The organism is Streptomyces sp. NPDC048172, assembly GCF_043202595.1.
In the GTDB taxonomy this organism is placed as follows: Bacteria; Actinomycetota; Actinomycetes; order Streptomycetales; family Streptomycetaceae; genus Streptomyces.
In genome coordinates this window covers 332,172-354,251 of record NZ_JBIDAT010000006.1, presented here as the reverse complement: position 1 = coordinate 354,251, position 22,080 = coordinate 332,172, and the positions used below count along the sequence as shown (strand labels likewise).

At 73.0% G+C, this 22,080-nt stretch carries 21 protein-coding genes; 13 read left to right on the top strand and 8 right to left on the bottom strand.

The genetic code is table 11. The annotated features are described in order from the left end of the window. The first annotated feature begins 200 nt into the window (after nt 1-200). On the top strand, nt 201-1,622 hold the full coding sequence (locus ACGF3A_RS27325) for a protein kinase (RefSeq protein ID WP_393732980.1): 1,422 nt from the start codon (nt 201-203) through the stop codon (nt 1,620-1,622). A 70-nt stretch (nt 1,623-1,692) separates the two neighbouring features. Here ACGF3A_RS27325 and ACGF3A_RS27320 read toward each other — a convergent pair whose 3' ends face one another. Both ACGF3A_RS27320 and ACGF3A_RS27315 read right to left on the bottom strand, forming a co-directional pair. Next, the gene (locus ACGF3A_RS27320) at nt 1,693-2,019 is read right to left on the bottom strand and encodes a hypothetical protein (protein ID WP_393732979.1); all 327 of its coding nucleotides are present in this window, start codon (nt 2,017-2,019) and stop codon (nt 1,693-1,695) included. 258 nt (nt 2,020-2,277) lie between these two features. Beyond that, entirely contained in the window at nt 2,278-2,745 is a 468-nt protein-coding gene (locus ACGF3A_RS27315) for a Rid family hydrolase (protein ID WP_393732978.1), read from the bottom strand. Between the two features lie 129 nt (nt 2,746-2,874). On the opposite strand from ACGF3A_RS27315, the gene ACGF3A_RS27310 reads away from it, so the two are divergent. The 3 genes from ACGF3A_RS27310 (at nt 2,875) to soxR (ending at nt 5,517) form a co-directional block, all read left to right on the top strand. Beyond that, nucleotides 2,875-3,375, top strand: coding sequence for a MarR family winged helix-turn-helix transcriptional regulator (locus ACGF3A_RS27310; protein WP_393732977.1), 501 nt, complete (start codon nt 2,875-2,877; stop codon nt 3,373-3,375). A gap of 121 nt (nt 3,376-3,496) precedes the next feature. After that, on the top strand, nt 3,497-4,987 hold the full coding sequence (locus ACGF3A_RS27305; RefSeq protein WP_393732976.1) for an MFS transporter: 1,491 nt from the start codon (nt 3,497-3,499) through the stop codon (nt 4,985-4,987). A gap of 41 nt (nt 4,988-5,028) precedes the next feature. Beyond that, nucleotides 5,029-5,517 (top strand): redox-sensitive transcriptional activator SoxR, encoded by a 489-nt coding sequence (soxR, locus tag ACGF3A_RS27300; RefSeq protein WP_393732975.1) that lies wholly within the window; start codon nt 5,029-5,031, stop codon nt 5,515-5,517. Here the strand turns inward: soxR and ACGF3A_RS27295 are convergent. Further along, on the bottom strand, nt 5,503-6,261 hold the full coding sequence (locus tag ACGF3A_RS27295; RefSeq protein ID WP_393732974.1) for an IMP cyclohydrolase: 759 nt from the start codon (nt 6,259-6,261) through the stop codon (nt 5,503-5,505). The two genes, soxR and ACGF3A_RS27295, sit on opposite strands and share 15 nt — an antisense overlap. Before the next feature lie 102 nt (nt 6,262-6,363). Continuing rightward, the gene (locus tag ACGF3A_RS27290; protein ID WP_393732973.1) at nt 6,364-6,993 is read right to left on the bottom strand and encodes a DUF6461 domain-containing protein; all 630 of its coding nucleotides are present in this window, start codon (nt 6,991-6,993) and stop codon (nt 6,364-6,366) included. Between the two features lie 70 nt (nt 6,994-7,063). On the opposite strand from ACGF3A_RS27290, the gene ACGF3A_RS27285 reads away from it, so the two are divergent. Then, nucleotides 7,064-7,552 carry a GNAT family N-acetyltransferase gene (locus tag ACGF3A_RS27285; protein WP_393732972.1) on the top strand — a complete coding sequence of 163 codons (489 nt, stop codon included), beginning with the start codon at nt 7,064-7,066 and terminating at the stop codon, nt 7,550-7,552. 11 nt (nt 7,553-7,563) lie between these two features. Here ACGF3A_RS27285 and ACGF3A_RS27280 read toward each other — a convergent pair whose 3' ends face one another. Next, the gene (locus ACGF3A_RS27280; RefSeq protein ID WP_393732971.1) at nt 7,564-8,139 is read right to left on the bottom strand and encodes a DUF1707 domain-containing protein; all 576 of its coding nucleotides are present in this window, start codon (nt 8,137-8,139) and stop codon (nt 7,564-7,566) included. Between the two features lie 153 nt (nt 8,140-8,292). On the opposite strand from ACGF3A_RS27280, the gene rph reads away from it, so the two are divergent. From rph to ACGF3A_RS27260, 4 genes are all read left to right on the top strand, one after another. Then, a complete protein-coding gene (gene rph / locus ACGF3A_RS27275) occupies nt 8,293-10,935 on the top strand; it encodes a rifamycin-inactivating phosphotransferase (protein ID WP_393732970.1) in 2,643 nt (880 codons plus the stop codon). Between the two features lie 426 nt (nt 10,936-11,361). Beyond that, nucleotides 11,362-11,526 carry a hypothetical protein gene (locus tag ACGF3A_RS27270; RefSeq protein ID WP_393732969.1) on the top strand — a complete coding sequence of 55 codons (165 nt, stop codon included), beginning with the start codon at nt 11,362-11,364 and terminating at the stop codon, nt 11,524-11,526. Between the two features lie 65 nt (nt 11,527-11,591). After that, entirely contained in the window at nt 11,592-14,597 is a 3,006-nt protein-coding gene (locus ACGF3A_RS27265) for an AAA family ATPase (protein ID WP_393732968.1), read from the top strand. Nucleotides 14,598-14,853: 256 nt separating this feature from the next. Further along, nucleotides 14,854-15,564: a hemerythrin domain-containing protein gene (locus ACGF3A_RS27260; RefSeq protein ID WP_393732967.1), complete on the top strand. Its 711-nt coding sequence runs from the start codon at nt 14,854-14,856 to the stop codon at nt 15,562-15,564. Here the strand turns inward: ACGF3A_RS27260 and ACGF3A_RS27255 are convergent. Further along, nucleotides 15,492-16,724: an ATP-binding protein gene (locus ACGF3A_RS27255; protein WP_393732966.1), complete on the bottom strand. Its 1,233-nt coding sequence runs from the start codon at nt 16,722-16,724 to the stop codon at nt 15,492-15,494. The genes ACGF3A_RS27260 and ACGF3A_RS27255 overlap by 73 nt on opposite strands. After that, the gene (locus ACGF3A_RS27250; protein WP_393732965.1) at nt 16,721-17,386 is read right to left on the bottom strand and encodes a response regulator transcription factor; all 666 of its coding nucleotides are present in this window, start codon (nt 17,384-17,386) and stop codon (nt 16,721-16,723) included. The genes ACGF3A_RS27255 and ACGF3A_RS27250 overlap by 4 nt, the downstream gene beginning before the upstream one ends. A 133-nt stretch (nt 17,387-17,519) precedes the next feature. Between ACGF3A_RS27250 and ACGF3A_RS27245 the strand changes: the two genes are divergently transcribed. Genes ACGF3A_RS27245 through ACGF3A_RS27230 form a run of 4 tightly spaced genes read left to right on the top strand, consistent with a single transcriptional unit; the run spans nt 17,520 to nt 21,077 of the window. Next, nucleotides 17,520-18,026, top strand: a complete 507-nt coding sequence (locus tag ACGF3A_RS27245; protein ID WP_393732964.1) for a hypothetical protein — start codon at nt 17,520-17,522, stop codon at nt 18,024-18,026. 41 nt (nt 18,027-18,067) lie between these two features. Next, nucleotides 18,068-19,135 (top strand): peptidoglycan-binding protein, encoded by a 1,068-nt coding sequence (locus ACGF3A_RS27240; RefSeq protein ID WP_393732963.1) that lies wholly within the window; start codon nt 18,068-18,070, stop codon nt 19,133-19,135. Next, entirely contained in the window at nt 19,132-19,863 is a 732-nt protein-coding gene (locus ACGF3A_RS27235) for an ABC transporter ATP-binding protein (protein ID WP_393732962.1), read from the top strand. Before ACGF3A_RS27240 ends, ACGF3A_RS27235 begins: the two co-directional genes overlap by 4 nt. Next, nucleotides 19,863-21,077 (top strand): ABC transporter permease, encoded by a 1,215-nt coding sequence (locus ACGF3A_RS27230; protein WP_393732961.1) that lies wholly within the window; start codon nt 19,863-19,865, stop codon nt 21,075-21,077. The genes ACGF3A_RS27235 and ACGF3A_RS27230 overlap by 1 nt, the downstream gene beginning before the upstream one ends. Nucleotides 21,078-21,261: 184 nt before the next feature. Here the strand turns inward: ACGF3A_RS27230 and ACGF3A_RS27225 are convergent, their stop codons facing one another. Continuing rightward, nucleotides 21,262-22,077, bottom strand: a complete 816-nt coding sequence (locus ACGF3A_RS27225; protein ID WP_393732960.1) for an MBL fold metallo-hydrolase — start codon at nt 22,075-22,077, stop codon at nt 21,262-21,264. Nucleotides 22,078-22,080: the final 3 nt, after the last annotated feature.

Below are 22,080 nucleotides of genomic sequence, written 5' to 3'. Positions count from 1 at the left end.
CCGCCTCCAGTTAGAGAACATTTGTACATGTACTTTTGTACACCAGGAACCGCGGCAGGGGAACCGCCCCGGCGGGCGACGGACGATCAGCCACTTGAGGAGTCGGTGGGGCCTGTCGGCCGGTACGATTTCGGCCAGCCGCACGTTCTGGCATGCACACGTTCATCTGGCCCGAGAGTCCACCACCGCCGGGGAGCGCCATGGAGGACACGATCCGCACCGGCGAAATGATCGGCGGCCGCTACAGGCTGGTCCGCCCCCTCGGCGCAGGGGGCTTCGGACAGGTGTGGCTCGCCGAGGACGAGAGCCTGGGCGTGCGCGTAGCCCTCAAGCGGGTGCACTTCCCGGGGCAGGCCACGGCCGAGGAGCGGCGGGAGCGCATCGCACGCGCCGTGCGGGAAGCGCGGCACGCGGCCAGGCTGCGCGACCATCAGAACATCGTCACCGTCCACGACGCCCTGGAGCACCGGGGCAGCCCGTGGATGGTCATGCAGTACGTCGAAGGGCGTTCGCTCGCCGAGGAGATCGAGCGGCACGGGTGCCTGCCGGCCGAGACGGTCGCCCGCATCGCCGCCGCGGTCCTCTCCGCCCTCGGCGCCGCCCATCGGGCCGACATCGTGCACCGCGACGTCAAGCCCGCGAACGTGATGCTCGCCGCCTCCGGGCAGGTGCTGCTCGCGGACTTCGGCATCGCGATGGCCCGCACCGACCACCGGCTCACCCCCGACAGCATGCTCATCGGCTCGCCCAACTACCTGGCGCCCGAGCGGTGGCAGGGCGCCGATCCGGACTCCGCGGCCGACCTGTTCGCGCTCGGTGTGACCCTGTACGAGGCGGTCGAGGGCGAGTTGCCCTACCCGCGCCGGAACCCGACCGCGGTCCTGACCGAGGAGCCTCGGCCGCCTCGGCGCGCGGGGCCCCTCCAGCCGCTGTTGCGGCGCCTGCTGGAGAAGGACCCGGCCCTGCGGAGCGATGCCGACGCGGCCCGCGCCCTGCTCGCGGCCGATCCGGACGCCACGCTCAGATCGCCGGGCCGTACGGGAGCCACCCGGACGACCAGGGTCATCACTCCGGAGCCGGTTCGGCACAGGGCGGCGGGGCCCGCGTCGCCCGCGTCGCCCGGGGCGCACGTGGCGATCACCAGTGGCCGGATGGAGATGGCCAAGGCGCGTGGCAGCTCGCGGGCCGACCTCTTCATGTGGATCTTCGCCGCGGCCGGTCTGATCGCCGGGCTCGGGGGAGCGCTCTCCGCCGACCGGGGCGAAGTGCTGAAGTTCTGCCTGCTCGGCCTGGGCGCGGGGTCGGTCTTCGGGTACTTCTACGGCTGGGCGCAGGGCGGCCTGGAGGCGCTCTTCGGCGACCTGGACAGCCTCACGGTCAGTCCTGGCGGTCTGACCATGACGGGCCGGAAGAAGGACGAGTACAAGTTCGAGCATCTGTCGGCCGTGCGGCTGAAGCGATCGGGCGCCACGGTGTCGCTGTCCGTCAAGCCGCCCAGCAGCGACCCGGAGCGCGAGGTGTTCGTCGGCCGCGGCATCCCCGCGGCCGACGCCGGACGTCTGATGGCCGCGCTGTCCCAGTACGCGGGCGACAAGTACCACGGCCCGGCCGGCCTGCCCTGAAAGAGGCACCGGACCTGCCCCGGGGGGCGCGACGGATGGACGGCCCCCGGGACGGCCCGGGTCCCGGCTGCTACGCGGGGGAGCGGACGGGGAGGTCGTGCTCGGCCGCCGCGTCCCACTGGTTCTTGGCGGTGGAGCGCCAGCTCGGGCCGGTCTCCTCGGCCATGCCGAAGCGGGCCAGGCCGGTGAGGTGCTTGCGGACGGTGGGGAGCGTGTAGCCGACGGACGCCGCGAGGTCCTCTGCCGTCGCTCCGGAACGGCCGTACGCCTTCAGCTCGCGCCAGGTGCGGGCGGCGTGCGCCCCGAGGCCGCCGTCGCGGGCCTTGGTGGTGAAGACGGGGCCGTCCGCTTCTCCGGGATCGTCCGGGGCGGCCTGCGTCTTCTGAGGCGCCGTCACCTGGTGGGCCGGTTCAGGTGCGGATGCCTCTGCCTTTGCCTCTGCCTTTGCCGCTACGGGCGCGGGACGCGCCTGGGCCTGCGGCCGTGCGGCGCGGGGGCCGGAGCGTGCCGGGCCCACCGGGCGGGGAGTGCGGTTGACGCTGCGGTGCTTTCGCCCCTTCTGGTGTCTGCTCATGCCTGGCCAACGAGCCGGAGCCGGATCCGGAGCCGTTGACCGGAATGATCACCTGGACGGTGGCGGCCACCGGTGTGAGGTTCAGGCTCCGGAGTCGGAGTCGGAGCCGGAGCCGGAGTCGGGGCCGGAGTCGGAGCCGACGATGGCGGTGACGCGGATCTCCACGCGCATCGCGGCGAGGCCGAGGACCGTCACGCCGGTCTCGGTCCAGATCGGTGCGCGGCCACCGAGGCGGCGCCGGAACTGCTCGGCCATGACCAGGTTGTGGTCGTCGCCTATCACGTCGTCTCCCGGTGCGACCTTGTGGTACGAGTTGACGTGGATGACGTCCTTCCATGTCGCGCCGACCGTGGCGAGCGTGCGCTCCACGTTGTCGAAAGCCTGGACGATCTCGTCCTCCAGCGAGTCGGGGATGACGAGGTCGTCGTCCACCCCGGCCTGGCCGGAGATCTCGACCCGGTCGCCGACGCGGACGGCTCCGCTGTAGCCGAGAGCCTCGTGGAGCTTCTCGCCGAAGCCCGGGGTGACGCCGAAGGTGACGGTGCTCATGATGTTCCTCTTCCTGTTCACAGGGGGCGCTCTCCCTCCCTTGGGAGTTCACGCGTAAAGTGAGAGTAGCAGGCAATGACTTCAAGCGTAAAGTGATGACGGGTTTCGTCGGAGGGATGTGAGGGGCCCATGAGCGGTACGGGCGAGCACGAGCACGAACATGAGGACGAGGAGGAGCTGCGCTGGCTCGACGAGCAGGAGAAGGCGGCGTGGACGGGGCTGATCTCCCTCGTCCTGCTGCTGCCCGCCAAGCTGGAGTCGCCGCTGCGACAGGAGCACGGCCTCACCCTGTTCGAGTACCTCGTGCTCAGCCACCTCTCCGAGGCCCCGCGGCGCAGCCTGCGGATGGGGGAGCTCGCCTTCCTCGCCAGCGGATCGCTCTCCCGCCTGTCCAACGTCGTCAAGCGCTGCGAGCAGCGCGGCTGGACCGTACGGACACCCGACCCGGCCAACGGCCGCTACACCCTCGCCGAACTCACCGACGCCGGGTTCGACATCGTCCGCCTGGCGGCGCCCACGCATCTGCGCGCCGTGCGCCGCATCGTCCTCGACTCGCTCAACACGGCCGACCAGAAGGCCCTCGCCCGCATCGCGCAGAAACTCCACATCGTCCCCGACGACTTCGGCTGACGGCCGTCCCCTGGCCGGCCCCGGCCCCGGTGGCGCGTTCACCAGGTGGTTTGACCTCAACCGCAGTTGAGCTGGTGGGCTTCTCCGCGATCCCCGGCGTCGAGGAGAGCGAGGGCGCACCATGGAGACCACCACGGCGGACGCCGCCACCAAGGCCGCCACGGCCACAGCGACGAGGCCCTCGGCGCTGACCCTTCCGGCAGTCCTGGCGGGGGTGGCGCTCGTGGCGATGTCCATCTCCGGTACGGCCGTGGCCCTGCCGGGCATCGGCCGCGAGCTGGAGGCCGCCGGTTCGCCCCTCAACTGGGTCGTGGCCGGTTACAACCTGGCCTTCGCCGCGATGACGCTCGTCGCGGGTTCGACCGCGGACCGGGTGGGTCGGCGCAGGACGTTCATCGCCTCGGCGCTGGTCTTCTCCGGCGGCTTCCTCGTCACGGCGGTGAGCCCGTCGATCCTGCTCACCGACATCGCGCGCGTCGTCTCGGGAGCGGGCGGCGCGGGGATCATGGCGGCGGGCGGCGCGATCCTGGCCGCCGGTTACGAAGGGGCGGCGCGCAACCGGGCGTTCGCGCTCATGGGCACCATGGCCGGGATCGGCATCGCCGTCGGACCGAGCCTGTCCGGGGTGTTGATCTCCACGACCGGATGGCGGGGCAGCTTCGCGGTGTTCACCGTCGTCGGCCTGCTGGTGGCCCTCGGGGCGACGCGGGCGCACGAGTCCCGGTCCGCACGGGGCAGGACCGACTGGGCGGGCAGCGTCCTCTTCGTGGCCGCGCTCTCCCTGGGGATGTTCGCCCTGCTGGAGGCCCCCGCTCTCGGCTGGGCGCATCCCGCCGTCCTCGCCACGGCGTTCGGCGGCCTCGTGGCCCTTGTCGTCTTCGGCGCGGTGCAGCGCCGCAGCTCCTCGCCGGTGCTCGATCCGGCGCTGGTCGCGAACCGCGCGTTCCTGGGGTGGAGCCTGGCCACGCTGACGACCTCCGTCGGGTTCCTGGGCGTGCTGGTCTTCCTGCCGACCTACCTCCAGTCCGCCACCGGCCTCTCCCCGGCGGCGGCCGGGGTGGCGATGCTGCTGCTGACCGCGCCGGTGCTGACGATGCCCCTGGCCGCCGTCGCCCTCGTCAACAGGGGCGTACCGGCGCGACTTCTGATCGTGCTGGCACTCGGACTCGTCACCGCCGGGAACTTCTGGCTCATGGCGCTCGGCCCCGAGGACACGGTGCTGATCACCGCGGCGCCGCTGCTGATGATCGGAGTGGGCATGGGCACGTCCTTCGGAATCACCGACGGGCAGGCGATGGCCCTGGTGCACACCGACGCCGTGGGCATGGCCGCCGGATTCCTCAACACGCTGCGCGGGGCCGCCGAGGCGCTGGTGATCGCGGCATTCGGCGCCGCCCTGCTCGGCCTCCTCACCCACCGACTGGGGGACGGGGAACAAGCCGCCGAGATCAGCTCGGGGAAGCTCACCGCCGGGCACTCCGGAGTCGGCGTCGAGGCCTTCACCTGGGCGTGGCGCCTCACACAACTGGGCGTCGGGGCGGTGTGTCTCGTACTGTCGGTCGCCGTCGCCGCGCTCATCCTCGGCCGTCGGAGCCGTAGCGGCGCCCGTTGACCGCTGATCGTTGAGCGTGGAGAGACCCCTGGGAGGCTGAGGTGCGCGTCGACCCCGAGGACCACTTGGCGATCAGTGAGGTCGCCCGCCGGACCGGCGTCTCCCTCTCCGCCCTCCACTTCTACGAGCGCAAGGGCCTGATCTTCTCCGTACGCGACAGCGGCAACCGGCGCCTCTACCCGCGCCACATGCTCCGGCGCGTCTCGCTGATCGTCGTGGCCAAACGCCTCAACATCCCCCTGTCGGACGTCGCCGCGGTCTTCACCACCCTCCCCACCGACCGGCCCCCGGCCCACGAGGACTGGCAGCGCGTCTCCCTCATCTGGAAGCGCCAGCTGGAGGAGCGCCGCCGGGCCATCGAGGACCTGGAGCACGAACTCACCGGCTGCATCGGCTGCGGCTGCCTGTCCATGAAAGCCTGCCTGCTGCTCAACCCGGACGACACCCTGGGCCGCCAAGGCCCCGGCCCGGTCCGCCTCCAGAACGGCGCCGCGCGCCCGGGTGAGGGGCGCCGGTCAACGAGACGGTGACGTCCTGGCACCCGGAGCCGCGGCCGCGTCCGGATCGGGGCCGGAGACGGGTGCCTCGTGGCGGATCGTGGCGTCGGCCAGGCGGCGGCCCGGCTCGAAGACCGCGACGGCCACGCGGAGTTCGGGGGAGAGCGCGCCCCACAGCTCCTCCAGGAGCGCGTCCCGGTCGTGGGCCTCGGTCCGGGCTTCGAGGAACGGTTCGCCGGTCGCGACGGTCCGGCCGTCGGAGCGGTACGTCGTCATCAGTACGGCGTCCCCCGGCTCCAGGTCCCGGACCGCCAGCGTGAGCACGTCGGCCGCCGTCCGCCCGCCCCGGCTGCGGCGCGCGGCGCCGAACCACGCCTCCCGCCCCGCGCGGAGGTCGGCGACCACGGTGATGCGGGGCGTGAAGATCGGCGGGTCGGGCTCGTACTCCAGCCCGCCCAGCGCTTCGACGGGGCGACGGCCGTCCCGTAGCCGGTCGGAGACCGTGGCGACCTGCTCGCCGTTGCCGAACACGAGCCACCCGTCCCGTTCGCGGGCCGCGACGTAGTGCCGGAGCGGATCGTGCCGGGACGCGCCGGTCGGCGAGACGATCAGCTCCGCGTCCCCGTGCCGGACGGCGCGGGCCTTGGACGCCGGACTGCGCCCGGTCAGGAAGTAACCGGCACACAACGTCCCGTCCAGCGTCCGCCCCCACAGCACACCCCGCCCCGGATAGGCGTTCCCGGCCACCACCTCACGCACCCGATCCAACTGCCCCATGACTGCACACTCCTCCGTCTGCCCACCCGCGAAGCGCGAGGTTCCCTCCAACCAACCCACCGCCATCCAACCGCAACGGCCCCTCGTCCGGCCGCGCCGGGCTCAGTAGCCTCCCGGGATGCGGATGGCCAACAGACGTGGCTCGTCCGCCTCCTGGGGCACGGCACAGCCGAGTGCGTGCTGGATCTTCCGTAGCGCGCTGTCGTGCGCCCCCATGGAGCCGCGGCGCTCGATGGCCTGCCGGTACCCGGTGATGCTGTCGAGCACGTCGGGTCGGCTGCCGTTGTCGTAATGAGGGAGGAGCGGGTCGAAGGAGGAGAGGATCTCGCCGTCCTCGGCGTACGAGATCCAGGTGAGGCCTGTCTCGACGCGTAACGCCAAGAGCGCGACCGTGCCCCGGGACGCGGCGCGGATGATCTCCTCCCGGGCGAGGTAAGGGCCCTCCGATTCGATGGCGAAGCACCAGCCGTCGTGGGTGCCCGCGCGCAGCAACGGGCCTTCGTCGCAGATCATCCCGCTGTCGCACAGCTCGTCGAAGTCCAGCTCGGGAACGTCGTCGTCCTCAAGGTCCTCCCCGGCCATCTTGATCATCTCGGCTTCCATGCGGTCGAGTTGGACGGGGTGGTACGCGTCGCCCGCTATCCCGGCGAGAAGGGCCTCGGGGGAGGTGCCGCGCACGAAGAGGGCGCAGTAGCCGGTGTCGTACAGATCCGAGTTCGGCAGCAGTTTCATGGTCGCGATTTTGCCTCGCTCACCAGTTCGCGGCGGTGGTCTCGGCGAGGTGGCCGGATAGGGTCGGGGGGTGGCTGGGCTGGAGCGGTTGGGTGGGGGGCATGCGTCGGCGGTGCTGGCGTTCGAGTTGGCGAACCGGGAGTTCTTCGCTGCCGCCGTCACGGACCGTGGCGACGCGTACTTCGACCGGTTCACGGAGCGGTTCCAGGCCTTGCTGGCCGAGCAGGAGGCCGGGATCTGCGCCTTCCACGTGCTCGTCGACGGGGACGGCTCGGTCCTCGGCAGGTTCAACCTGGTCGACATCGAGGACCGCCGCGCGGAACTCGGCTACCGGGTCGCGCGGCACGTCACCGGGCGCGGCGTGGCGACCGCGACCGTACGGGAGCTGTGCGGGCTGGCGGCGGAGCGGTACGGGCTGCGTACGCTGCGGGCGGCCACGGCCCATGTGAACACCGCTTCCCAACGAGTGCTGGTCAAGGCGGGGTTCGTCCGCGCCGGAGCGGCCGACCCGGCCGACATCGGCGGCAAGCCGGGGATCTGGTACGAGCGCGAGCTGTAGGGGCGCTTCCGTCAGGGGCTTCGCTCGACGACCTTCGCGTGCAGGAGGTTCCCGACGACTTCGACGCGGAGAGGGGCGTCCGCGGCGGTGTTCTTGGGGTGGAGCCTGACCTTGGAGTAGACGAGGCTGAGCCCGTTCGTGTCGATCACCGTGTCCGGCGCGCAGACGAGGACCAGCTTGCCGTGCACCATGTCCGCCTCGATCCGCAGGACGTTCGAGGCGAGCACCGCCTGGGTGAGGTCGAGGGTGACCCGGCACTCGCTCGTGCGGAGCGTGATGCGGGCGGGCACGGACCAGGGGCCCTCGCGTACGTACTTCCCGCCGTGCTGCACGACCGTGAGGACATCCGTGGATGTGGATGTGGATGTGGATGTGGATGTGGACGTGGACGCCGACGGGGGCGCGGGCGGCAGGTCGGTTGTGAGCTCGGCCAGTTCGCCCAGCGTTCGGGCCGTGAGCGCGCTCTCCAGTCGCGTGTCGAGTTCCTCGGCGTCGAGCCGCCCCTCACCGGCGGCGACCCGCAGCACGTCGACGGTGCGGTCGCGGTCCTCGTGCGACGCCCGCGTACCGGGCGGGAGCTCCGACATGCCGACCACGGTAGCGGGCCGACCCGTCCGGGCCCATGGCAAAGGCGAGGAGAACCCTCTCCTCGCCACTCTCAACGTATAGCGCACCCGGGGGCTTGCGGCAAGGCCCCGGTCACGGCGCAGAATCGTCCGTCGAAGCCACAACCTGCGGAAATGAGGGCACAGGTGCGCGAGCGGTACGTATGGGATCTGGCAGAGGCCGACGGGACGCGGGTCGCGGTCGTCGGGGGCAAGGGCGCGCAGCTGGGCGCGCTGGCGCGGCTCGACGGGGTCCGCGTGCCGGACGGGTTCTGCGTGACGACGGACGCCTTCCGGCAGGTCATGGCGGCGGCCCCGGCGGTCGACGCGCGGCTCGACGAGTGGCTCGACGCGCTGTCGCGGGTGGATCCGGAGGACCGGGAGACGGTACGTACGCTCAGCGCGCGGGTCCGCAGGACCATCGAGGGGGTCGGCGTCCCGGACGGCGTCGCGGCGGCGGTCACCGGCGCGCTCGCCCGGCTCGGCGACGGGCGGACCGCCTGCGCCGTACGGTCCAGCGCGACGGCGGAGGACCTGCCGACGGCCTCCTTCGCCGGTCAGCAGGACACCTATCTGAACGTCATGGGGCACGCGGCGGTCCTGGAGCACGTCAGCCGGTGCTGGGCCTCGCTCTTCACCGAGCGGGCCGTGACGTACCGCCGGAGGAACGGCATCGATCACCGTACGGTCGGCATGGCCGTGGTCGTGCAGCGGATGGCCTTCCCGGACGCGGCCGGAATCCTCTTCACGGCCGACCCCGTCACCGGCGACCGGAAGGCCGCGACCGTGGACGCCGGGTTCGGGCTCGGCGAGGCGCTGGTCTCCGGCCTGGTGAACCCGGACGTCTTCACGGTGCGGGACGGCGAGGTCGTCGCCCGGACGATCGCCGCGAAGCAGCGTGCCGTGCGGACCCTGCCCACCGGCGGTACGCACGAAGTGGCGGTCGACCCGGAGCAGCAGGAGCAGCCCGCGCTGACGGACGAGCAGGCCGTACGGCTCGTCACGCTCGGGCGGCGGATCGAGGCGCACTTCGGCTGTCCGCAGGACATCGAGTGGTGTCTCGTCGGCGACTGCTTCGAGATCGTGCAGAGCCGCCCGATCACGACGCTGTTCCCCGTGCCCGAGGACGGTGGACCGGAGAACCGTGTCTATCTCTCCGTCGGCCACCAGCAGATGATGACCGACCCCATGAAGCCCCTGGGGCTCTCCGTGTGGCAGCTGACGGCCATGGCGCCGATGCACGAGGCGGGCGGGCGGCTCTTCGTCGACGTCACCCGGCGCCTGGCCTCGCCCGCGAGCCGCGCCGGTCTCCTGGACCTCGTGGGGAGAGGGGATCCGCTGACCAGGGACGCCCTGGAGACCGTCCTCGAACGCGACGACTTCGTGCCGTTGCTCCCGGAGTCTTCGGAGTCCCAGGACGGGGCGCCCCCGGCGCCCACCGAACCCGTCGAGACCGACCCCGCCCTCGTCCGCGAGCTCATCGAGCGCAGCCAGGCGTCCGTCGCCGCGTTGGAGCGCGACATCCGTACGAGGACGGGACCGGCGCTGTTCGACTTCCTGCTGGAGGCGTTCGAGGAGCACAAGCGGATCCTCGGCGATCCGGTGAGCATGCGGGCGGTCATGGCCGGGATGGAGGCCACCTGGTGGCTCAACGACAGGCTGGGGGAGTGGCTCGGTGAGAAGAACGTGGCCGACACGCTCACGCTCTCCGCGCCCGACAACGTCACCTCGGAGATGGGACTGGCGCTGCTCGACGTCGCGGACGCGATCCGCCCGCACCCGGAGGCCCTGGCGTTCCTGCGCGAGGTCGCCGCAGGCGGGGGCGGGGACGAACGCTTCCTGGACGAGCTGGCGAAGCTCCCCGGCGGGACCGAGGCGCGTGACGCCATCGAGGCCTACCTCGACCGGTACGGCATGCGCTGCGTCGGCGAGATCGACCTCACGAGGCCACGGTGGCGCGAACGCCCCGCCACGCTCGTGCCCGTGATCCTCGACAACGTCCGGAACTTCGCGCCGGGCGCCGCCGGACGCCGCTTCGAGGAAGGGCGGCTGAAGGCGGAGGCGAAGGAACGGGACGTGCTGTCCCGGCTGCGGGCCCTCCCGGACGGGGAGCGGAAGGCCGACGAGACCAAGCGGATGATCGACCGGGTGCGGACCTTCATCGGGTACCGCGAGTACCCGAAGTACGGCATCGTCAGCCGCTACTTCGTCTACAAGAGGGCCCTGCTCGCGGAGGCCGGGCGCCTCGTGGCGGCGGGCGTGCTCCGTACGGTGGAGGACGTCTTCTTCCTCACGTTCCAGGAGTTCCACGACGTCGCGCGCTCGCACCGGGTGGACGACCAGCTCGTCCGGCGGCGCGAGGAGGCGTTCCGCTCGTACCTCGGGCTCACCCCGCCCCGGGTACTCACCTCGGACGGCGAGGGGCTCTCCGGCGCCTACCGGCGGGAGGACGCGCCGGACGGCGCGCTGATCGGGCTGCCCGTCTCCGCCGGGACCGTCGAGGGGAGGGCGCGCGTCGTCCTCGACATGGCGGACGCCGACCTGGAGGCGGGCGACATCCTGGTCACGGCGTTCACGGACCCCAGTTGGTCGCCGTTGTTCGTCGGGATCGCGGGCCTGGTGACGGAGGTGGGCGGCCTGATGACGCATGGCGCGGTGATCGCCCGCGAGTACGGCCTGCCCGCCGTCGTGGGCGTGGACCAGGCCACCCGGCGGATCCAGGACGGACAGCGGATCCGTATCCACGGCACCGACGGATACGTCGAACTCCTCCCCTGACGACCGGCGACCGCTCGCCCGCTCTCGTGGCTGCTGGGCAGGGGGTGCCCCTGCCTGCCGGTCGCAGGCTGCGGGTGGTGGGTGGTCGCTCGCGCAGTTCCCCGCGCCCCCGAGGCCGCAGGGGCGCGGGGGACAGGGCGCCCCCCGCCCCCCCCCCCCCCCCGCCCCGCGGGGGGGGGGGGGGCCCCCCCCCGCGACCAGCCACGACGACAGCCGCAGCCTGCAACGCCACCGCACGGGGCAGCCCCTGCCCAGCCCAGAGACGAGGGCAACCACGATCCGCCGCACACGCCTAAGCCCCCCTGAGGCACCCCTCTAAGGCACCTCCGAGCGGCAAGATGAGGAAGTCTCCCCATGTGGGGTGCCCACCTTGGAAACGACGCTGGAAGCACCAGGAAAGACCAGCCCGTCCAAGGAGAGCACCCCATGATGCACTATGAATTCCAGGCCGCCCGCCAGGCCGAAACCCTCTCCCGCGCCGAGCGGCGCCGCCTCGTCCGCGAGGCGGAACAGGCCGAACGGGCGGGGAAGGAGGGGACGCCGGCCCGTGCCGCCGCCGGAAGGTGCGCGCACGACCTCCGCACGGCATGACGGGCCGCCCGGCCTACGTCCCTTCCACTGTCCCTGACCTCGTACGACGTGCGATGCTCGGCTCCATGTACGGCAGTCATGTGAGCCCCGTCCTCGTCGGCCGCGGTGCGGAGCTGAGAGCTCTCGGCGAGGCCCTGTCCCGGGCGAACGCCGGGGAACCCCGTGCCCTGTTCGTGGGCGGCGAGGCCGGAGTCGGCAAGACCCGGCTGATCCAGGAGTTCCTCGGGCGGGCGTCCGCGGACGGGGCCGTCGTCGCCGTCGGCGGCTGCGTCGAGTCCGGCGCCGACGCGCTGCCGTACCACCCCGTCTCGACGGCCCTGCGCTCCCTGCGCCGTCAGCTCGGCGCCGAGCTGGACGCCGCCGTCGAGGGGCAGGAGGGCGAGCTGGCCCGGCTGCTGCCCGAGCTGGGGGAGATGGACCGGGGCCGTGCCGAGCCCGACGGCCGCACCCGGCTCTTCGAGCTGACCGTCCGTCTCCTGGAGCGCCTCGCCGCGGACCGGACCCTCGTCCTGGCCCTGGAGGACCTGCACTGGGCCGACCGTTCCACCCGCGAGCTGCTCAGCTATCTGCTGCGCGCCTCCACCGGCGGCCGCCTCCTCATCGTCGCCACCTACCGCGCCGACGACCTGCACCGCCGCCACCCGCTGCGGCCGGCCCTCGCCGAGTACGAGCGGCTGCGCACCGTGACCCGCCTCGAACTGCCCCGCTTCGACCGCTCCGAGGTCCGCCGCCAGCTCGCCGCCATCAGCGGGGAGGCCCCGTCCGAGCAGACGCTGGAGCGGATCTTCGAACGTTCCGAAGGCAACGCGTTCTTCGTCGAGGAGCTGGCCTGCAGCTTCCGCGAAGGCTCCCCCAGCGGCATCAGCGACTCCCTGCGCGATCTTCTGCTGGTCCGGGCCGAGGCGCTGCCCGACGAGGTGCAGCGCGTGGTGCGGATCGCCGCCGAGGGCGGCTCGGAGGTGGAGTTCCGGCTGTTGGCCACCGTCACGGGCCTCACCGAGGACGCGCTGATCGAGACGCTGCGCGCAGCCGTCGGCGCCGCCGTCCTGCAGCCCTCCGACGAGGGCGAGTCCTTCCGCTTCCGGCACGCCCTGATGCGCGAGGCCGTGATCGGCGACCTGCTGCCCGGCGAGCGGTCCCGGCTCAACCGCCGCTACGCCGAGGCGCTGGAGGGCGACCCCACGCTCGTACGGTCCGAGGAGCGGGCCGGGCGGCTGGCGCGCTACTGGTTCGGCGCCCGCGACCCCGCCCGCGCGCTGCCCGCCGTGATCGCCGCGGCGGGAGCGGCGCGCGGCCGCCACGCGTTCGCCGAGCAGCACCAGCTCCTGGAACGAGCGCTGGAGCTGTGGGACGACACCCCCGAGGAGCTGCGCCGCCGGACGATGCGGGAGGGCGTCGGCGAGGGCCTGTGTCCGGCCATCATCCCGGACATGCCGGGGGACTTCGTGGATCTGCTCGCCGCGCTCACCGTCGCCGCGCGCCTCACGGGGGAGCGGGAGCGGGCCCTGACCCTGTGCAGGCGGGCGCTGCGGCAGCTCGGGGGAGGGGAGCAGGACCCCGTGCGCGCGGCCTGGTTCCTCACCGAGCGGTACCAGCTGATGGTCGACCTCTCCCGGTCCGACGGCTGGGAGGAGATCTCCCGGGCCCAGGAGCTGCTGAAGGACCTGCCGCCGTCCGTCGTGCACGCCGACGTGCTGACCCACGCCGCGCACTGGTACGCCGTGCACCAGCCGGGCCCGAAGGCCGTCGAGACCGCCCGGCAGGCGGTGGAGCTCTCCCGGGTGACGGGCGCTGGGATCACCGGCCTCGCCGCGCGGCACACCCTGGCCTGGCTCACCATCGACTCCGGCGACGTCGAGGGCGGGCTCGCGCAGGCCCGCGAGGTGTGCGCGCAGGACCTGGAGCCGGGCAACGCCAACGTCCTGCTGCGTGGCTTCGGCAATCTGTCCACCGCGCTGCACGGCATCGGCCGCTACGGGGAGGCCGCCGAGGTCGGTGAGGAGGGCAGCGGGCTGGCCGACCGGCACGGGCTGCCGGACACCGCCTCGTTCATCGACGGCAATCTCGCCGAGTCCCTCGTCCAGCTCGGCCGCTGGTCCGACGCGGACGACGTGATCGCCCGGGGCGAGGCTCGCCGCGGCGTGAGCGTACGCACGCGGGCGCAGCTCGCCCTGCAGCGGGCCGAACTGGCCGTGGCCCGGGGCGCGTACGAGGAGGCCCGGAAGGGGCTGGAGGAGTCCGACAGCTGGACCACAGGGCCGTACCCGGAGCCGCAGCACACGCTGCCCGCGGCGCGGGTCGCGCTCGTCATGGCGGCCGCCGACGGCCGGATCCTCGACGTCCGCTCTCTGCTGGAGGAGGCGGTCGGCGACGCCATAGCCCCCGGCCATCAGCGCTACGGCTGGCCGCTGCTGTACGAGGCAGCGGCGGCGGAGGCCCGTGCCAGGGGGCTCGCGGTGGCCGGGCCGGGACGCGAGGCCGCGCTGGAGCGGATCCGCGCGGGGACGAAGGGCCAGTCCACGTTCGTACCGGTGTGGTCCACGCAGGCGATGATGGTCGAGGCCGAACTGCTCACCGCCGAGGGGCGGGACGCCACCGCCCGCTGGACGGAGACCGTGGCCGCCGCCGAGCGGCTGGAGGCCCCCGTGCTGCTGGCCACCGCACGGCTGCGGCTCGCGGAGGCCCTGATCGTCCAGGACGGCCCCGGGGCGCGGGGGACGGCCGGTGAACTGCTGCGGGAGGCCGAGACGGTGGCACGCGAGCTGGGCGCGGCGCCGCTGGCCTCGGAGATCGCCACGCTCGCGGGCCGCGCGCGGATCCCGCTGCGGCAGGACGGTGACGGGGCGACCCCGCCCCCGGAACCCGCGGCGGAGCTGGGCCTGACCGCCCGCGAACGGGACGTGCTGCGGCTGGTCGCCGCGGGGCGCAGCAACCGGCAGATCGCGGAGGAGCTGTTCATCTCGCCGAAGACGGCGAGCGTCCACGTCTCCAACATCCTCGCCAAGCTGGGCGCTTCGGGCCGGGGGGAGGCGGCGGCCATCGCGCACCGGCTGGGCGCCTTCGACGCGTGACGCCGCGCTGGAAAAAGATCCGGATCCGGTTGAACCGTTCCCCGCTCCTGGCCGTTGTGGCTCTGCAAGAGGGGAACATCGGGCCCTCGGGCAGCGCGGGGCCACCCCGTACCCGCGCCGCGCCGAAGTGTTCCGGTGCGGATGAGGCGGGGCGGGGCGGTCAGCTGATGACCTACACCCGCCGGGTCCCGTCTCCTGGGCAGCGGCACCCCTACCGGCTCGCACCGGCCGCTGCCCACTACAGCGAGGGAAAGTGATGGCGAAGCAGAACGACGACCGGCCCGCGGACAGCGGGGACATGTACGCGGTGCACACCATGTTCCGGCGGGAGTTCGCGGCGCTGCCCACGCTGATCGGCGGAGTCGCCGACGGTGACCGGGTGCGGGCGCTGACGGTCAGCGAGCACGTCGGCATGGTCGTCGATCTGCTGCATGTGCACCACCGCAGCGAGGACGACCACTGCTGGCCCAAGGTGGCCGCCCGGGGGCCCGAGGACGCGGCGCCCCTCGTCGGTCTGATGGAGTCGCAGCACAAGACCGTCGACGCGGCGCTCCGGAGCGCCGAGGACCAGGTGACCCGGTGGCGGGCGACCGCTGCGGCGGAGGACCGCGACGCGCTCGTGGACACCCTCGACGGGCTTCTGGCGCCGCTCGGCGAGCATCTCGCCGCCGAGGAGGCGGAAATGCTGCCGCTCATCGACCGGTATCTGACCGCCGGGGAATGGGCCGAAGTCGGCAGGAAAGGGCTCGGAAACGTGCCGCGCGGAAAGGTCCCCGTCCTTTTCGGAATGCTGCTGCAAGAGGCCACCGACGGGCAGCGCGCGCTGTTCCGGGAAGCCGTCGGCGCCCCGGTCTTCGCGGTGATGTCCCGGATCGGCCCGATCGCCCTGCGGCGTTACCGGGCGAGGGTGTTCGCCGACGGCCGGGGTTCGGGCCGTGGGGTCGAATTCCCCGGGGCCGCCGGCTGAGGGAACTCCACCCGGATCGCCAGCCCCCCATCCTTGTTCGCGCGTGCCCGTACGTCCGCGCCGTGCGCCCGGACGATCGACGCGACGATCGACAGGCCCAGCCCCGCGCCCTCCCGCGGGCCGCGGCTGCGCTGCTCCGCGCGGCGGAAGGGCTCGAAGAGGAGCGGGACGTCGGCGGGCGGCACGACGGGCCCGGTGTTGACGACCTCCAGCGCGTCAGGGCCGACGCGCACCCGTACGGTGCCGCCGCTGTGGTTGTAGCGGACGGCGTTCGAGATGAGGTTGTGCACGGCGTGCTCCAGCAGGACGGCGTCGCCCTCGACCGGCAGCCGCTCCTCGGCCCGTACGTCGAGGGTGACGGAGCGCCGTGCCGCGTCCTCCCGCAGGTTCGCCGCGCAGTCGGCCGTGACCTCGTGGAGGGCGACCGGTTCGCGGTGCGCGAGCTCCTGGTCGGAGACCGCGAGCAGCAGGAGGCTCTCGATGAGCCGCTGGCTCGACTCGGCGTTCTCGATGAGCTTGTGCCGCATGCGGGCGACCTTCTCCGGCGGCGGATCGTCCGCCAGACCGATCTCGGCGGCCACGCGCTGGACGGAGACGGAGGTGCGCAGCTCGTGCGCGGCGTTGGCCGCGAACCGCTGGCGGGCGGCCACCAGTTGCTCGATACGGTCGAGCATCTGGTCGAAGGTGTCGGCGAGTTCCTTGAGCTCGCCGCGCGGCCCCCGCAGGTCGAGCCGCTCGTGCAGGTTCGCGCCCGTCAGCCGCCTGGCCCGCGCGGTGATGACGCCGACGGGGCGCAGCACGCGGCCCGCCATCCACCAGGCCAGCAGGGCGGAGACGACGGTGAAGACGGCCAGGGAGACGCCGGAGACGGTCAGCAGACGGCTCAGCGCCGCGTCCCCCGCGGCGTCGCCCACCTTCGCGGCCAGGTCGATCTCGCCCCCCGCGTCCGAACGTTGCGCCGGGCGCGTCCGCCGCGGCGTGCTGCTGCTCTGCTTCCACTCCGTGGTGACGTTCGCGGGCACGGCCCTGGAGACGGCCACGCCGAGCCGGGAGTCGAGGCCCTGCTCCAGCAGGACGTAGACGAGGCCGGTCAGCAGGATGCCGACCAGCATGAGCAGTCCGGTGTAGAGGGCGGTCAGCCGGGCCCGTTCGCTGTTCACCGGCCCGCCCCCACGCGGTAGCCCGAGCCCGGGACCGTCTCGATCACGGGCGGGTCGCCGAGCTTGGCGCGGAGCTTGGAGAGCGTGACGCGGACGCTGTTGGTGCGGTAGCTGGTGTCCTCCTCCCACACCTGCTCGATCAGGTCCTCTCCGCTGACGACCGCGCCGTCGGCCCGCATCAGCGACTCCAGCACGGCGAACTCCTTGCGGGACAGGGCGAGATAGCGGCCGTCGCGGCTCGCCTGGCGCCTGGCCGTGTCCAGGACCAGCCCGGCCCGTTCCAGCACGGGCGGCAGCGCGGGCTGGGCGCGGCGGCCGAGGGCGAGCACGCGGGCGAGCAGCTCGTCGTACGCGAACGGCTTGCTGAGGTAGTCGTCCGCGCCGAGGCTCAGCCCGGCCACCCTGTCCCGTACGTCCCCGGCGGCGGTCAGCATCAGGATGCGGGTGAGCAGCCGCTGCCCGACGACCCGGCGGCACACCTCGTCGCCGTGCAGCCGGGGCAGGTCGCGGTCGAGGACGAGCACGTCGTACGCGCCGAAGCGGAGCTTGTCGAGCGCGGCGCGGCCGTCGTGCGCCACGTCCACGGCGACGGCGTCCCGCCGCAGCCCCTCGGCGATCATCTCGGCCAGAAACTCCTCGTCCTCCACCAGAAGTACGCGCATGGACCCTGTCTATCGGAGAAGGGGGTTTCGTCGGTGTAAACGAATTCGCTGAGAGAAACGAAAGGCGCTCCTGCGGCACGGTCCCGGTGTGCGTATTCCGCGCACCGATAACGCCGTTGAAGAGGAGAACGTCATGCGGAAGTCGTCCATGCCCCCTCGTCTCGCCGCCGCAGTCGCCTGCGTAGCCGTATTGGGGCTTTTCGGCACGGCATGTTCCGACAGTTCCGGAGAAAAGGGCGGGAAGGACGGGAAGGACTCCGCGGCGCAGGGCGGCGGAAAGACCGAGGCGGACCAGGCCGTGGAGTGGCGCAAGTGCCTGCGGGACAACGGGGTGAAGATGCCCGAGCCCAAGGGCGACGACGCGCAGGCGGGGGTCCAGGTCGACAGGAGTAACCAGGGCGCCATGAAGAAGGCGATCGAGGCCTGCAAGGACAAGGCCCCGAAGAACGGCCCCGGCAGCCCGATGTCGCAGAAGGAGCGGGACGCGCTGGTCGAGCGGACCAAGTGCCTGCGCAAGCACGGCGTGGACGTGCCCGTCCCCAAGGAGGGCCAGGCGGCGGCGCTGCCGAGGCCGAAGAACGCGGCGGAGAAGAAGGAGCTGGCGAAGGCCCACAAGGCGTGCGGGAGCGAGACCCGTTGAGCACGGACGAGCGAGCGGCGCGGCCGGAGAAGCGCCCCCGGATGAAACGCGGCACCGTGCTGGCGGCGGCGCTGGCGGTCCTCGCCGTGGTGGGCGGCTCCGCCGCGTTCGTCGCCCTGGGCTCCTCCGGCGGCGACGGCGACGGGGGCACGTCCGGCACCGGCGGCCTGCCCCCGGCGACCGCCACCGTCCAGCGCGAGGACCTCAGCGAGAGCGCCGAGGCGGAGGGCACCCTCGGGCACGCGGGCAAGCGGAAGATCAACGGTGCCGCCTCGGGCACCCTGACCTGGGCGCCCAAGAGCGGTTCGGTGATCAAGCGGAACGGCCGGCTGTACGAGGTCGACGACCACTCCGTACGGCTGCTGTACGGCTCCGAGCCGATGTACCGGACGTTGAAGGAGGGCGTCACGGGCGACGACGTACGACAGTTCGAGGCGAACCTCGCCGCGCTCGGCTACACCGGCTTCACCGTCGACGACGAGTACACCGGCCTCACCGCCGACGCCGTGAAGCGCTGGCAGGAGGCGAACGGCGACAAGGAGACCGGCACCGTCACCCAGCGGGACATCGCCTTCGCCTCCGGCGCCGTACGGATCGAGAGCACCGCCCTGTCTGTCGGGGACAGGACGGCGCCCGGACGCCCCGTACTGTCCACGACCGGCTCCGAGCGCGTCGTCACCATGAAGCTCGACGTCGCGGAGAGCGGCTCCGTGAAGCCGGGCGACAAGGTGACCGTCACGCTCCCCGACGGCGAGTCGGCGCCCGGCGAGGTCCGTTCCGTCGGCACCAGGGCGAAGAAGGGCACGGACCCCGAGGACGACTCGCCCAAGGTCCCGGTCACCGTCTCCCTGGACGCGCCGGACAAGGCGGGCGCCCTGGACCAGGCGCCCGTGACCGTGGAGCTGAAGGGGGAGACGCGGAAGGACGTGCTGACGGTGCCCGTCGAGGCGCTGATCGCGCTGCCCAGCAAGGGCTTCGGCGTCGAGGTCGTCCAGCACGGCAGATCCCGCGAGGTACGCGTCGAGCCCGGCCTCTTCGCGCAGGGCCGGGTCGAGGTCAGCGGCGGCGGACTGCGCGCCGGGATGAAGGTGGGGGTGCCGAAGCTATGACGCGAGTCGTGGGTCTCACGGGCGTCACGAAGGAGTACCCGGGCGGCGTCACGGCGCTGCGCGACGTCGATCTCGCCGTCGAGGAGGGCGAACTGGTGGGCATCGTCGGGCCGTCCGGCTCGGGGAAGTCCACGCTGCTGCACATCATCGGCACGCTGGACCGGCCCACGTCCGGCGCCGTCGAGATCGCCGGGTTCGACGTGGCGGCGCTCTCCGACCGCGAACTCTCCACGCTGCGCGCCCGGCACGTGGGCTTCGTCTTCCAGGCGTTCCACCTGGTGCCGGGGATCAGCGCGCTCGACAACGTGGCCGAGGGGCTGCTGTATTCGGGCCTCTCGCGCGCCCTGCGGTGGCGGCGGGCCGCCGAGGCGCTGGAACGCGTCGGCCTCGCCGACCGCGCCCGCCACCGGCCGCACGAGCTGTCCGGCGGCCAGAAACAGCGGGTCGCGATCGCCCGGGCCGTGGTCGGCGGCCCCGAACTGCTGCTCGCGGACGAGCCGACCGGCGCGCTGGACTCCGCCTCCGGCGACTCGGTCATGGCGCTCCTGCACGACCTCAGCGCCTCGGGGTCGACCATCGCGGTCATCACGCACGACGCGGAGGTCGCCGACCGTCTCCCGCGCCGGGTGCGGCTGCGGGACGGCGCGGTGGTGGAGGACGTGACGGGCGACGTGCCGGACGACGTGCCGGGACCCGCGCGGGACGTACCGGCCCGGAGGAGCGCCTGATGGCCCGGCGTTTCCTCCGGCACCGCGGGCTCGCCCCGGCACGGCTCTCGCCGCGCGACGTCCTGCACGTCGGCTCCGGCGGCCTGCGCAGCCGCCCGCTGCGCGTCGTCCTGTCCGCGCTGGGCATCGCCATCGGCATCGCCACGATGATCTCCGTGGTCGGCGTGTCCGCCTCCAGCGAGGAGCAGCTGATGCGGCGGCTCGACCGGCTCGGCACCAACATGCTGGTGGCGTCGCCGGGCGACGCGATGTTCGCCGGTGAGGACGTCAAGCTGCCGAAGAGCTCCGTCGGAAAGGTCGGCCGTATCGACGGGGTGGAGCAGGCGGGCGCGACGGGCGAGGTCGACGCGTCCGTTCGCCGCAGCGCGAAGATCCCGGAGGACGACAGCGGCGGCATCGCCGTCCAGGCCGCGTCCCAGGGGCTGCTGAAGACCGTACGCGGGGAGGTCGGCAGCGGCGCCTGGCTGAACCGCGCCAGCGGGCGCTACCCCGCCGTCGTCCTCGGCCATGTCTCCGCGCGGCGGCTCGGGATCGGCAAGGCCGGGCAGCAGGTGTGGCTGGGGGACCGGTACTTCACGGTCGTCGGCGTCCTCGACCCGCTGCCGCTGGCCCCGGAGCTCGAACGCTCGGCCCTCGTCGGCTGGGACGCCGCCGAACGGCTGCTCGCCTTCGACGGCCACCCGACCTCCGTGTACGAGCGCTCGACGGACGAGTCCGTGAGCACCGTACGCGAGCTGCTCGGGCCCACCATCGACCCGGAGAGCCCGCAGGAGGTCAAGGTCACCGACCCCTCCGCGAAGCTCCAGGCGCGGGCGGCGACGGAGGGCGCCTTCAACAGCCTGCTGCTCGGCCTCGGCGGCATCGCGCTTCTGGTCGGCGGGGTCGGCGTCGCCAACACCATGATCATCTCGGTGCTGGAGAGACGGTACGAGATCGGGCTGCGGCGCTCGCTGGGCGCGGCGCGGGGGCAGATCCGCATCCAGTTCGTCACGGAGTCGCTGCTGCTCTCCTGCCTGGGCGGCGCGGCCGGTGTCGCGCTGGGCGCGGCGGCCACGGCGGTCTTCGCCCGCCTCGACGGCCTGCCCTGGGTGGTGCCGCTGTGGGCGGTGGCGGGCGGCTTCGGGGCCACCCTGGTCATCGGCACCCTCGCGGGCCTCTACCCGGCGGTCCGCGCCGCCCGCCTCTCCCCGACCCTGGCCCTGCACGCGGCGTAGAGCGACGGCGCGGCGCGGTCCGCCGGTGCCGGGATCCGGAGGGGCGTCCATGGCGGCGCGCAGCGCGCGTACGGCGTGGTGCACGCGGGACTTGACGGTGCCCGGCGGGGACGCCGGGCACCTGACCGGCCTCGCGCATCGTACGGTCGGAGAAGACGAGAGCTGACGCCTCGTCAGCGCCTCGTCAGGCTCCGGGATCCGCCGGATCCTCCTGGGCCAGGGCCCGGAACTCCCACGGGTCGTGGGCCGAGACGACGCGGACACCGGAGGCGGGGTCCGCGGCGAGGGCGCCGAGCCGGGTCACGCCCGTGAGGCGGAGGTCCCGGTCGGCCTCCGTCTGTTCCTGGAGGGTGTCCAGGAGCGGGGGAGCGGCGGGGGCGTCCTGGCGGAGTTCGCCGTGGAAGTAGTAGGCGTCACCGGCGTGCAGGAGCCATCCCGCGTCGCCGCGCACCGCGAGCGCCGTGTGGCCGGGGGTGTGGCCCGCCAGCGGGACGGCCAGGATGTCGGCGGGCAGCCCGGGGAGCGGGCGGACGCCCGTGAACCCGTGCCAGCGCTCGTCGCCGTCGGTGGCGTAGGGGGACCAGCGGGGGCCGTGCGCCCAGTGGGGGTGCGGTGTGCCGGAGACGGCGGCGAGTTCGTCCTCGTGGACGTGGACGAGTGCGTCGGGGAAGTCGGGCAGCCCGCCGGTGTGGTCCCGGTGCAGATGCGTCAGGAAGATGTGCCGTACGTCCTCGGGGCGGTGCCCCAGCCGGGTGACCTGGCGGAGCGCCGTCTCCGCCGGGTCGAGGCGCGGCCGCGCCCAGCCGAGGAAGTCCTCGCCGAGCCGGGCGGCCGGGGAGGCGGTGTCCGCCAGCCCGAAGCCGGTCTCGACCAGGACCAGCCCGCTGGTTTCGGTCTCGATGAGCAGACAGTGGCAGACCACGGGCAGGGGAGCGAGACCGTGGGCCCCGACAGGCTCGACGGCCAGCATCGAACCGCAGTTGAGATGATGAACGCGCATGGG